At 55.9% G+C, this 12,353-nt stretch carries 9 protein-coding genes; 4 read left to right on the top strand and 5 right to left on the bottom strand.

Annotated elements, in window-relative coordinates; translation table 11 throughout:
* Positions 1 to 27: 27 nt before the first annotated feature.
* From Poly59_RS05540 to treZ, 4 genes are all read right to left on the bottom strand, one after another.
* Positions 28 to 801 (bottom strand): hypothetical protein, encoded by a 774-nt coding sequence (locus Poly59_RS05540; protein ID WP_146533010.1) that lies wholly within the window; start codon positions 799 to 801, stop codon positions 28 to 30.
* An 8-nt stretch (positions 802 to 809) separates the two neighbouring features.
* Positions 810 to 2,609: an adenylate/guanylate cyclase domain-containing protein gene (locus Poly59_RS05535; RefSeq protein ID WP_146533009.1), complete on the bottom strand. Its 1,800-nt coding sequence runs from the start codon at positions 2,607 to 2,609 to the stop codon at positions 810 to 812.
* 51 nt (positions 2,610 to 2,660) lie between these two features.
* Positions 2,661 to 3,890, bottom strand: coding sequence for a BaiN/RdsA family NAD(P)/FAD-dependent oxidoreductase (locus Poly59_RS05530; protein ID WP_146533008.1), 1,230 nt, complete (start codon positions 3,888 to 3,890; stop codon positions 2,661 to 2,663).
* 150 nt (positions 3,891 to 4,040) lie between these two features.
* Positions 4,041 to 5,852, bottom strand: a complete 1,812-nt coding sequence (gene treZ / locus Poly59_RS05525; protein WP_146533007.1) for a malto-oligosyltrehalose trehalohydrolase — start codon at positions 5,850 to 5,852, stop codon at positions 4,041 to 4,043.
* 111 nt (positions 5,853 to 5,963) lie between these two features.
* Between treZ and Poly59_RS05520 the strand changes: the two genes are divergently transcribed.
* Positions 5,964 to 7,154, top strand: coding sequence for an endonuclease/exonuclease/phosphatase family protein (locus Poly59_RS05520; protein ID WP_146533006.1), 1,191 nt, complete (start codon positions 5,964 to 5,966; stop codon positions 7,152 to 7,154).
* Positions 7,147 to 8,322, top strand: a complete 1,176-nt coding sequence (locus Poly59_RS05515) for a glycosyltransferase (protein WP_246151399.1) — start codon at positions 7,147 to 7,149, stop codon at positions 8,320 to 8,322. Before Poly59_RS05520 ends, Poly59_RS05515 begins: the two co-directional genes overlap by 8 nt.
* 31 nt (positions 8,323 to 8,353) lie before the next feature.
* Here Poly59_RS05515 and Poly59_RS05510 read toward each other — a convergent pair whose 3' ends face one another.
* Positions 8,354 to 9,166: a TlpA family protein disulfide reductase gene (locus Poly59_RS05510; protein ID WP_146533005.1), complete on the bottom strand. Its 813-nt coding sequence runs from the start codon at positions 9,164 to 9,166 to the stop codon at positions 8,354 to 8,356.
* Positions 9,167 to 9,317: 151 nt separating this feature from the next.
* Here Poly59_RS05510 and Poly59_RS05505 point away from each other — a divergent pair, with 151 nt between their 5' ends.
* Positions 9,318 to 9,935: a sigma-70 family RNA polymerase sigma factor gene (locus tag Poly59_RS05505; protein ID WP_146533004.1), complete on the top strand. Its 618-nt coding sequence runs from the start codon at positions 9,318 to 9,320 to the stop codon at positions 9,933 to 9,935.
* A 113-nt stretch (positions 9,936 to 10,048) separates the two neighbouring features.
* Positions 10,049 to 12,268 (top strand): serine/threonine-protein kinase, encoded by a 2,220-nt coding sequence (locus tag Poly59_RS05500; RefSeq protein ID WP_146533003.1) that lies wholly within the window; start codon positions 10,049 to 10,051, stop codon positions 12,266 to 12,268.
* The last annotated feature ends 85 nt before the right edge of the window (positions 12,269 to 12,353 follow it).

Genomic DNA, 12,353 nt, shown 5'->3' with positions numbered 1-12,353 from the left:
GAGCGAATAGGCAAGCTCGACGCCATTCTAGTCTTCTTGCTGAATTCGCAGAGTGGGCGCCAGCGGAATATTCGAACCGCTATTTTGCAATAAAACCTCGATTCTGGCACAAAATTCATCGATCGCTTGAGATGACCGATTATCCGTGGGGTCGGCGATCGCGACCAAACCGATTTGGCTGATCCCGTCACTCCATTGGCCGATCTTTCGCGGATCAATCTGATTCCAGGCCAACGGCAATTTACCACCGTTGCCGTCGGAGACTTCGATCCGAATCGTTTGCCGAACTTGTGCCCAACGAACTCGAGCACTTGATACGGCAAATCGCGGATCGGAGATCGTGGCCGATTGGTTCGCTCCTTTATTCTTCGACTCCAACATTTTTTCAGCGTTCGCCTGGTCTGCTCGCAAGTCCGGGACTACCGCGACCGATTCAAACAGGTCACGCCCGGGAGCCGGAAACAGCTTCACGATGCAGCGGCGTGATTCGTTGACGAACGTAGGTCGGACGGCCCGGTCGTTATCTGTTTGAGCCAAATACGTCCACCCGATCGGCAAATTGACTTGAACACCCAGCGACGTAAACACCTGCGGTGAATCACTACTACGAATCGGGATCCACTCGCCGCGACCTCGATAATTCAAAACCGCGTTGGACGAAGAGTTCACCAACGCCGAACGCAATCCCAAGAAAGCCACCACTGCGATTGCGACCCAAACAGCGGGCGACAGATCCAATCGATCACGTCCAGCAATCGCAGGTTCATCGGGCATCGGTTCGCTTACAGGTGGTCGGTTCATCGTTCCATTCAAAGCTTGGGCATGTCGATGATACCGTCCCAACCCTGTGGCGCCGTACGGTTATGTTTCAAAATCGTCGACAATAACGCATCTTTGGGACGATCCCAAACCGGCAAACCATGCAGCATCTCGTACGCCTGATCCCAGTTGCCTTCAATCAGTGCATCCAAGCTTGACTCGTAAATTGCGATTTGTTCGTCCGACAACAATGGCGAGTTGGCTTCGTCCACGTTCAAGAGTTCGCAAACTTGGACTGAGTTTTGAAATCCAGCCGGACGTACGGTTGCCAACCTGCGAACGCGAAATCGTTTTTCACTCGAGGCAGCGATAGCGTCTGCGGTCGCTTGGTCGATCACAATTTCGGCGCCGAATGCTTTGGTGATACCTTCTAATCTTGAAGACAAATTCACGACCGGTCCGAATGCAGTGACTTTGACTTGATCTACGGTGCCGATACGTCCAGCGACGGCGCGGCCTGTCGCGATGCCGATTCCACAGCGGAATCCACCGGCGTCCGCTTGGCGTCGATAGTCTGATCGAATCAACGATGCCGCCGTGGCCGCGCGAATGGCGCTGTCATCTTGGTTTAGAGGCCAACCCCAAAACCCCATCGCCGCATCACCGTGAAAGTCACCAATGACTCCACCAGAATCCAGGATCCGCCGAGTCATCACGCCCAACGCATCGCTGACTCTCGCCAACAAATCCAACAGATCACTCGAGTCGCGTTCACTCGCTCGCGAGAAACCTCGCAAGTCGCAAAACATCACCGACAAATCGGCCTCGCGAGGCTTCAGCACCTCGTCCGGATCGCGTCCCGCCATCGCTTCCATGACGACCGGTGCAAAGAAGTGACGCAGTTCGGTTTGGCGACGTTGCAGTCGTCGACTTTGTCGCAGGTTTGCAATCGTGGTACCGACGAGCTCAGCAAACTTGACGTCGTCTTCCAAGTCATCCGGCGCCTCTTGCATGGATTGACCAATGTCCAATCCTGATTCAGACACCAATTGGCCGGTCACATAAATCGCCCAACCTGGACACGCTTCACTACGCAGGGGAACACAGAACGCCCAATCGACTTCGTCGGCAGCCGTGAATGCAGCCATCTCGGCGGCGCCCGCGGACCACAAATGCAAAACGCTTTCACGTTTGTGGGTCGCCGAATGCACCAACCGCTCGCTCACCGGCGTTTCGACGCGACCGAGCGAACGATTGTCGTAGTGCAGAATATTGACGTTGTCAGAGTCTGCGTCGACTGCCACGATCGCAACGGCCGACGCGGACGGCGTCGCCTGCAACAAGACGCCGGTGACACGCACCAACAATTCCTCGTCACTGTGGCTGCCCAAAATCAGATCGGGCAATCGGCTTAGCATCTCGATCCGCGAAGCTGAATCGCGAAAGTGTCGACGGCTTAGCATTTGATGATCGAACGCGTGCTCGGTCACATCACCAGGCTTCCCTGACGAACCTGACGCGGCCGATGCGCCGGCCGTGCCGGGGCGATTGACCAACGTGAACGTCGTTTGACCGATCACAAAATGGTCCCCCGCAACAACGGTGAAGGATTCACTTTGCTGGCCCTGATGATAGACGGGGTTACGAGAACCCTTGATCTTGTGGACTTCGATACGATCACCGGCCAGTGACCGAATTCGCACATGGCTACGTGAAATCGCACCGTCCCAAGGCACGTTCCAATCGGATTCTGCGCGTCCGACAACGATATCAACCCGCGATGTCGGCGCCGGCAGTTCACGCCGCCAACGGTCCTTGGCGTTTGGCCCTTGAGCAATCAAATCAGGCATGGCGAATGGGATAATGGGCTGCGGATATCAGGGAAGGTAAACAGACTTGGTTCAAGTTGCTGCCGCAATCGCTGCGGCTCGTCCAGTCGCGAAGGCTGCTTGAAAGTTATAACCGCCGATCCAACCGTCGACGTCCAGGACTTCGCCGGCAATGTACAAGCCTTTGCAGATACGGCTTTCCATCGTTCGCGAGTCGACTTCCTTGAGTGTGACGCCACCCGCGGTGACTTCCGCCTTGTCGAACCCCCGCGTGCCTGAAACGGGAATGGGCAGCCGCTTGATCGCGTCAATCAAGCGACGACGATTTGCCGCTGGAAGTTCGGCGATCGTGTGATCGGCATCAGCAAACTGGGTCACCGCATCAGCCAAGCGGTTCGGCATCCACTGACTCATCACGGCGGCGACGCGGCGACGGCCGCCATCCGTTTTCCGATCCGACAAGGTAGATTCAAGTTTGGCGTCATCCCATTCCGGCACAAGATCTAACTCCAAACGAACTTCTTTCATCGACGAAGCCGCCGTCATCACGCCGCTGACATCCATTGCGGCAGGCCCCGAAAAGCCAAAGTGTGTAAACAACCACGACGAACGCCGCACCATCGCAGCCTGCTTCCGTTTCGCTTCGCGATTCCGAACGGTGGCGACACAGTCCTCAAGCGTGACGCCCGATAAATCATGCATCCACTGGTTGCCACCAACCAAGGGAACCAGAGCCGGCCGAGGAGTCACAATCGTGTGCCCAAGTTCACTAAGCCATCGGTAAGCATCGCCCGTTGTCCCGCATCCAGGCCAACTTCTTCCGCCAGCAGTGACAATGACCCGGTCGGCCGCAATCGATTCTGCTTCGGTCTTTACGCTCCAGCCTGTTTCGGTCCGATGTACATCCTGGACACCCGATTGCAGCCGGATCTGGACACCGGCGTCGACTGCCATTTGGTGCAGCGCATCACGAACCTGGATCGCCCGATTACTTTCCGGAAAAATCTTCCCCGTCGACTCGACTTTGGTAGCCACACCGGCCTCGGCAAACATTGCGACCACGTCAACGGGCGGAAACGCGCCGACGCTGGGCTGCAAAAATCGCTTGGCGTGTCCGAACGCTTCGCAGATTCCTCGAGCGTCGGTGTTGTGAGTCAAATTGCAGCGAGTTCCACCGGACATCAAAATTTTGACACCCGTTTTTGTATTCTTTTCTAACAGGATGACCTGGGCGCCACGACGAGCCGCTTCCGCAGCCGCCAACAACCCAGCGGCACCAGCGCCGATCACAACAATTTGCATAAACAGAAATTCTTAGAGAAACCCAAACCTGGCTCGATTTCGACGGCCGCTAGAAATTTGACTCGCAAAAGCCTATTTGAACAACCAACATTCGATTGGCGACCAGCACCGCCGCGCGCTGTGTCAATTACGAACGGCTGGAGGACTCGATCAAGTCCAGAAGACTTTCGCGTGATTTCGCAACAGTTCGTTTTCGTTAACACCGGACTCTTCTCGCGAATCCAAAATCAGTTTTCCCTCCCATTCAAATTCGATCTTGTCGCTTTTGGATCGCTCGTCTGACAATCGAACCGCGACGGTTCCGACGTTTCCTTGGTAACGGTAACGCATTAAGAATAGACCTGCGTCGACATTGGTTTGAATTTCGACGTTGTCACCACTGATCAAACCTCGGCCACACCAATCTCGTCGAGTTGCGATTAGCGTTTGATACCACTGTCGCATCGTTGCCGTTCCCGCTGCGGCAGGCCCAATCTTGGATTGAAAGAAAGCGGCGGCGTCGATCGGCGATGCTCCACCCGACCAATCATGCTGTGGATACTCGCGTTTGCGACCTTCAACCACAGCTTGACGAGTCGCTTCGTCACCAAAATCGACAAAGAAACCGAATGGCTGTTCACATGCGAATTCCTCGCCCATGAAAATCATAGGAATACCGGGCGAAAGCATGAGCAACGTTGCCGCGGCCGCTTGCGTTTCCAATGACGTTAATTGATGCAGCCGTTGGCCCAGCGGATGGTTGCCGATGAAGTCGTGGTTTTGAATGTTGTAGATTAAACCCGACGTGTCGACTCGATCACCAAGCGGTCGGCGACCACGTTGATCGACCAGCGTTCCGGCGTACACGTATCCCATACGTAACACTTGATCCAGGTCCATACCCGGTTCGTAAGATCGCGACGAAAGTTGCTCGCCAGGACGAACGACGGCAAACAGGCTGTGCAAAAAATCGTCGCTCCACTGCGCGTCGAATCCGCATCCGCCATCGGCCGTTGGCACTAACATCTGGTCATCATGAACGTTCGATTCAGCGATCAACACGCCCGCGCGTCCCGTCTGCGATGACCACTCGGCGACCGCGTCGGACATGTCGCGAACAATGTGACGATCGCTGGTATCGGTCATACAGTGAATCGCATCGACGCGAAGCCCGTCTAAATGAAACTCATCGAACCAATAAATTACGTTGGCGATGAAGAACCGACGCAATTGCTCGCCATGGACCGGATCATCAAAGTTAGGCGCCGATCCCCAAACGGTGTGATGCTTTGCCGAAAGATACGGTCCCGATTCGCCCAAGTAGTTTCCTTCGGGCCCCAAGTGGTTGTAAACCACATCCAAAACAACAGCCAAGCCTTTCATGTGCGCAGCGTCCACTAGCCGGCGAAAATCGTCGGGCGAACCGTAGTTGCGATTGGGCGCAAATAGGCAGACTCCGTCGTACCCCCAATTCCATCGACCGGCTGAATCCGCCACCGGCATCAGCTCGATCACGTTCACACCCAACTGGACCAATTCGTCCAATCGATCGATCGCACTGACAAATGTACCAGCGCCGGTGAACGCCCCGACGTGCAGTTCGTAAATCACCCAATCTTCACGAGGCGGGATTCGCCATTCTTTGTCTGTCCAATCGAACGAGTCGCAAACGACAACACTGGCCTGATGGACTCCATTGGGTTGATAACGCGAAGCCGGATCGGGCCGATCGGGGCCGCCGTCAAACCGGTAAAAATAGCCATCGCCGGCTTTGACACCGTCGATCACACAGGCGTGATAACCACCATCGGTTTTCGCCAGGGGCACAGTTCGCTTGGAACCCACCAAGTGAACGTCGACCCGATCGGAAGTCGGCGACCAAACACAAAAGCTCGCCCGATCGCCGGACAGTGGGCGTCCGCCCAAGATTCGGTGAAGTTCCGTTGGCGCGATTGAAGCGGGATCCATGTCGACAGCATTCATCAGGTGCAGATCCGTTGCCGGAGAAAAAGGGTTAAGCTAAGCACCTAACTTTGACCGGCGAGCCCACTTCGGCAAGCCGTCATTTCGCCGACTCACGTCATAACATCCACGATGAACCTCACTCGATCAATCGCGACTCTCGCACTTACAGCCATGACGATCATGTCCGGCGCCGGATCCCTGGGCGCAACCGCCGAAGAGTTTCCCAAGACAATTCGCATCGCAACTTACAACACTTCGCTGTACGGAAAGAAAGCTGGCGAAGTTCGCGACCGACTAGCCACCGGCACTTTTCGCCAAGCCGAAAAAATCGCATCGATCATTCAAACGGTTCGTCCCGACATTTTGTTGCTAAACGAGATTGATCACGATGCGGGCGGCGAAACAGTAACTCTGCTGGCGGAAAAATATCTGGCAGTTGGACAGGGCAATCTGCAGCCGATCGACTACCCGTTTATCTATTCCGCACCCAGCAACACAGGCATTCCAACGGGGATGGACTTGGATAGTGATGGATCAACCGGCGGCCCCGCCGATGCTTTCGGATTCGGTATCTATCCAGGCCAATATTCGATGGCTGTGCTGAGCCGTTTTCCAATCGACACCGATGATATTCGAACCTTTCAAAAACTGCTTTGGAAAAGTATGCCGGGCGCGTTGCGGCCGACCGATCCGAAATCGAACGAATCTTATTACGACGAGGCGACCTGGAACTCACTACGACTGTCCAGCAAAAACCACATCGACGTTTCGGTCCGCGTTGGCGACCATGTGATCCATGTGCTGGCAAGTCATCCTACGCCACCAGTTTTTGATGGCCCCGAAGATCGCAATGGCTGCCGCAACCACGACGAGATACGTTTCTGGAATGAGTACACGCAGAACCCAACCGCGGCCTTTTTGATCGACGATCAATCGCGTCCAGGTGGACTTGCAACCGATGCGTTATTCTTCATTGCGGGCGACTTGAACAGTGACCCTCAAGACGGCGACAGTCGTTTCGACGCCATCGAAACGTTGCTTAGAAATCCATTGTTGTCCGATCCTAAACCCAGCAGCCGCGGTGGAGCCGAAGCGGGTGGTGGCTATCAAGGCGAAAAACTCAAAGGCGATCCGTTACTCGACACGGCTGAATTTGGTCGCAGTGGAAACATGCGTATCGACTATGTCCTTCCCAGCATTGGGCTAGCCGTGAAGCAAGCCGAAGTCTTCTGGCCAGCTAAGGGCAACCCGGAATCGAAATGGATTTCGGCCAGCGATCACCGATTGGTTTGGGCGGAAGTCGAGCTGCCCAGTGAATGACGCCAAGGGTGCACCGATACATGTGCTGTTGATGATCAGCTCGATGCGGGGCGGCGGCAGTGAACAACAAACCCTCTTGCTGCTGCGTCACCTGGATCGAAAACGATTCACTCCGCATCTGTATGTCCTGCACCGAGACGGTGATCTGATGTCGCGAATTCCCGCGGACGTGAACGTCCATTCTTTTGAAGATGCGCCGCCGCGGACCGGAATGTACTTCCCCGGCCGCGAACTTCGTCGCCAAGTTCGGCATCTTCGATCGATACTGAAATCACAGTCGATCGACGTGATCTATGATCGCACTTTCCACATGACCATGATCGCGGGACCGGCGGCAAAAGCGATCGGGGTGCCACGCGTTTCGACAATTGTCAGCCCACCCGAACACGCCTTGCCATTGGTCGAATCACGTTTTGTTGAACTCAAACGCCGTAGACTCGCCAAAGCCTACCGAGACTCGTTCCGCGTCGTCGCGGTTAGCCGACAAGCCGCCGAATCGGCGCACCGGTACTATGGACTTACCAAGCAAATCATCGAAGTGATTCCAAATCCGGTCGATCCCTATTCGCTTCAGGAATCGATCTCCGCGGAGCCTGCGATCGACGACCACAACGACAACTTGTCACTCGTTTGCGTCGGACGAATGACCGCAGAAAAAGGTCACCGTGATTTAATCGACGCGATGATCATGCTGGATAAAACAACCCGCCAACTTCCCAAGATCTGGCTGCGGCTGATCGGCGACGGGCCGCTCCGACACGACTTGGAAATGCGCTGGAATGCGTCGCCTCGAACCAACGTCATCGAATTCATGGGCCGGATTGATCAACCAGCCAAGTGGATCGCCGCCGCCGATGCACTGGTACTGCCGTCACTCTTTGAGGGCATGCCCAACGTCGTTTTGGAAGCGATGTCATTGGGCACACCAGTGATTGCGACTCGCGCCGGCGGCACCATCGAATTGGAACACGACGAACCGACAATTCTGTGGGCCGACCCTCATTCGCCAGACTCGCTGGCAGATGCCATCCTCGAATTTGCGGCGGATCCATCATCAGCCAAGCAGCGTGTCGTCGCGGCATCACGGATGATTCAAACGCGTCACAACATGGCAACGACCGCCCAGCGGATCGAAGCGTTGTTGCAGCAAGCCGTGCAAGCAAATTGAAATGGCTAGCGGTGCCATCCACGAAGGACGTTTAGCCAGCTAATTTCGCCAGCAGTGGCAGCACATCTTTTTCATACGTGAAACCGATTGTTTCTCCGGCATCAACGAAAACCTTGACCGGATTGCCATCGGCGCCGAAGATCATGACCGTGGGGATCGAATCGATATCGGCTGCAGCATAAACATCGTCGCTTGGGGTAGTGCAGATGTACGTCGGAAAACCGTCGGCGCCGACGGACGACAAGAATGTGGACACTTGGTCTGCATAGTGCTCTGGCGGGCGGCTCTTGCGACCGTCAAAGTCCAGATTCACAGCAATGCACTGAACCGAACCGCCACTGGATTTGGCCAGCTTGACCAGTTCTGGAAACTCTTTCAGGCACGGTTCGCACGACAACGACCAGAGGTCGACGACGGTAATTTTTCCAGTCGATGAGGCCTGGCTTCGGATCTCGTCCCAACTGGCGTAGTTTACCGCCGCATCAAAAGCATCTGATGACTTCGTTTTCGCTTGAGGCACCGTAGCGTTGTCGGGCATTTCGAAACCGCCGCTCGATTTCGGTGCCGGTTCAGACGTGGATGGCACCAAGTCCGCTGGCAATTCCATAACGCCAGGTGCGTCAACGCTGGCATCTACCGCCGCCGCAGCGGCTGAATTGGCCTGGCCTGCACCTGCCGTTTCCAAAGCTAATTCTGATTCCGGTGGAACGGTGGACGAAGTGGCCGAATCCGAACTGCCGCAACCAGACACAGCGGCCAGCCCCAACACACAGGCTGCGTTTGCGGCGAAAATCCAACTTGTCAGTGGAGTGGGTTCAGATCTTTTCGATCGGCGGGGCAGCATCGAGTTTCCTTTTGGGTGAGCGTGGGCAGCAGGATCGATTAGATTGTAGGAGGTCTGGCGGTCGCGTATAGAAGTTTCCACTCGAACGGCCAGCCACAATCTCCCAAAAACGCTCTTCGTCAGCCAATTTCCTCGCATCCTGGAACTCGACATGTCAACGACTCAGCTCGTCGTCGCATCCAAACAGGGTGACAACGAAGCCTTTGGTCGCCTGCTGGAACAGTATCGCGGTTACCTGTTGATGCTGTCACACCGTTACTTGTCCGAACAACTGCGTCGCCGCGTCGATCCGGCCGACATTGTTCAGCTAACTTTTTTGGAAGCCAAACGGGATCTGCATGCATTCCGCGGCGAAACTCCGGCAGAATTCGCCGGGTGGCTTCGAGGGATGCTAAAAAACAACGTCGCGACTGCTGTGACGCGTCACATCACGACCAAGAAACGGTCAGTCAAACGCGAAGTCAATCTTGCGCCGGCTTCGCCCAATCAAGACTCGGGCGCCGGATGGTTGGGGCAACTTCCCGGCAGCACCACTAGCCCGAGCGGCGTTGCGATTCGCAGCGAATCCGTGTTAGCCCTTGTCGAGGCCCTTCACCAACTTCCCGAATCGCAAGCCGAAGCCATCCGATTGCGTTATATGGAGGGACTGGCGCTTGCTGAAATTGTCGAACGTATGGGAAAGTCAGACACCGCCGTGGCCGGACTGCTAAAGAGAGGACTGCAAAAGTTAAGAACGATCCTATCCGCGGACGATTGCCCATGGTTTTAGTCATTGCAGAACCTGGGTTTGCAAAAATTAGTTTGCAGAACCCGCGCGCCTCGGCCAACCATTTTTCCAGCCTCTGTATTTGAACTGCCCCACCTTTGTAGCGAAGCTTTTGAATGCCGGACGATTCGGAAAAGACTGAACCGCAACCCGCCGATCCGCTCGATCAAGCTTTCGCCGCTTACCTGCGAAGTTGCGACGAGGGCGGTATCGAGAGCCGTGAAGAATTCTTAGCAAAGTACCCGGAACTTTCGAGCCAGTTACAAGAACTGATCGATGCCGCAGACATGATCGGAAGCATGACGTCGGCCGGACCACCGAAACTCGGCCCGTCGGATTCAACGCCCGCCATCACCGATGGCGGCGCCGAAACAATTGCGTTGCACGCCCCCAATGCTGGCGAATCCGGCGAAGATCCGGCAGCCACGTTGCCGATGGCCTATCGTGCCGAAGGCGACCCCGGCCCAACCCTGCCTTTTGATCTGGGCGACTATTTGCTGTTGGAAGTGATCGGCCGAGGCGGCATGGGCGTCGTCTACTTGGCCAAGCAAACCGAACTGGATCGTTTGGTCGCGGTAAAGATGATTCGCAGTGGGATGTTGGCGGGTGAAGCAGAAGTAAAACGTTTCTATACCGAAGCTCAAGCCGCGGCGCGACTGCATCACCCCGGCATTGTCTCAGTCCACCAGTTTGGCCGCCGCGCCGGTCACCATTTCTTTTCGATGGAATTTGTCCGCGGCACCGACTTGCAAAAAAAGATCAACGGTGAAACCCTGTCCGTCCGCGAGGCAGCCCGATACGTTCGCGATGTTGCCCGCGCCATCCAACACGCGCATGAAAAAGGCGTCCTACACCGCGACCTGAAACCTGCCAACGTTCTAATCAACGAAAACGACGAAGTGCTAGTCACCGACTTTGGGCTGGCTAAACACATCGATAACGAAAGCAGTATTACGGGCAGTGGCGACGCGATCGGGACTCCTCACTACATGTCGCCCGAACAGGCCGGCGGGCAAAGCGATACGGCTGGTCCCCAGAGCGACGTTTATGCGCTTGGTGCGATTCTGTTTGCAGCCCTGACCGGACGTCCGCCAATTGTCGCCGACACAGTCATGCAAGCACTGGTAAAAGTGATCCACGACCCCGCTCCGCCGGTGCGATCGCTGCGCCCCGATGCGCCGGTCGACTTGGAAACGATCGTCGCCAAATGCTTGGAAAAACAGCAAGCAAAACGCTACGCAACCGCTGGTGAATTGGCCGACGAACTCGACGCGCACCTGGACGGACGTCCCATCCAGGCACGCCCGCGTTCTGCGGCAATCAAGGCTTGGCATTGGCTCGAAGGTGTCCCGCTGGTTGGTGCTCTGACCGGACGCCGAGTGCTGCATTCCTCCGATCAACACCGACGTTTTCAAGCAGCGATGTTATTGGTGCTCTTGTTGGCACCAATTACGGCTGCGGGATTCGCCACGATGTGGTACCAGCACAAGGACAAGATTCCCAAGAACGTACGCATCGCCGGCGGTCTCGAAGGCGGTATCTACAGCACCCTATCATCGGCACTGGGTGCCCGTATTGATCGCCAATACGGCACTTTCACCGAAGTGGTGACAAGCAACGGATCTTTGGACAATCGGCGCCGGCTGATGAATTACCAAATCGACCTCGCTCCGATGCAAGCGTCAGTCATCAATGGCGACGACCTTTGCGTGGTAGCGCCGCTTTTTTACGAAGTGCTTTATGTGCTGGCGAGGCGAGACTCGAATGTTGCCACAATGGCCGATTTGGCCGGACACCGCATCGCGGTGGGACCCGAAGGCAGTGGATCCCGAACAACCGCAGACTTGGTTTTCGACTCACTTGAACTTGACGATCAAGCCGTTCGACGTGAAGTCCTCGCTTGGAATGACCTTGCCACGACTGAGAAAAACACCGACGCGAGCGCCGATGTCGCAATGATCTGTATCGGTCGTGGCAGTCCAATCGTGACGGGCTTGCTGGCCGGCGGAAAGTGGCGATTGGTGCCCGTGACCGAGGGTGTCCAAATCGCGCTCCAACACCCGACGTTACGACCGATGTCGATCGACGCCGCCGATCATCCGGGGATTGAATTGCCACCTGGTGGAATTCCGACGGTCGGAACAACCGCGTTCCTGGCCGCTCGCGATGACACGCCCGGTGAACTGGTTACCGCGATGCTGGAAGCCTTGTATGAAAATCCCGCGCCTTGCATCGGCCTGATACCCCGCCGCCGGGCAGCCGAATGGCAGGGACTCGCTTTCCACCCGGCCGCGCGAAAGTACTATCGAGAAGCGGTTCCCAACCTTTCACAATAGCCATTGCCCAACATGATCGTTGCAATCGTCACAGTCCGATTTAATCGTCATGACACGATGAGATGATGCCGGTCAACTTCAAGAT

Origin of the sequence: Rubripirellula reticaptiva (genome assembly GCF_007860175.1) — a bacterium.
Classification (GTDB): Bacteria; Planctomycetota; Planctomycetia; order Pirellulales; family Pirellulaceae; genus Rubripirellula; species Rubripirellula reticaptiva.
Note: the sequence above shows the minus strand (reverse complement) of the source record. Positions and strands in the feature narration are given on the sequence as shown.

Excerpts from the sequence above, each read along its gene's own strand:
- treZ (WP_146533007.1), bottom strand. The coding sequence starts at position 5,852 with ATGAATGCTGTCGACATGGATCCCGCTTCAATCGCGCCAACGGAACTT.
- Poly59_RS05535 (WP_146533009.1), bottom strand. The coding sequence starts at position 2,609 with ATGCCTGATTTGATTGCTCAAGGGCCAAACGCCAAGGACCGTTGGCGG.
- Poly59_RS05530 (WP_146533008.1), bottom strand. The coding sequence starts at position 3,890 with ATGCAAATTGTTGTGATCGGCGCTGGTGCCGCTGGGTTGTTGGCGGCT.
- Poly59_RS05500 (WP_146533003.1), top strand. The coding sequence starts at position 10,049 with ATGCCGGACGATTCGGAAAAGACTGAACCGCAACCCGCCGATCCGCTC.
- Poly59_RS05505 (WP_146533004.1), top strand. The coding sequence starts at position 9,318 with ATGTCAACGACTCAGCTCGTCGTCGCATCCAAACAGGGTGACAACGAA.
- Poly59_RS05520 (WP_146533006.1), top strand. The coding sequence starts at position 5,964 with ATGAACCTCACTCGATCAATCGCGACTCTCGCACTTACAGCCATGACG.
- Poly59_RS05510 (WP_146533005.1), bottom strand. The coding sequence starts at position 9,166 with ATGCTGCCCCGCCGATCGAAAAGATCTGAACCCACTCCACTGACAAGT.
- Poly59_RS05540 (WP_146533010.1), bottom strand. The coding sequence starts at position 801 with ATGAACCGACCACCTGTAAGCGAACCGATGCCCGATGAACCTGCGATT.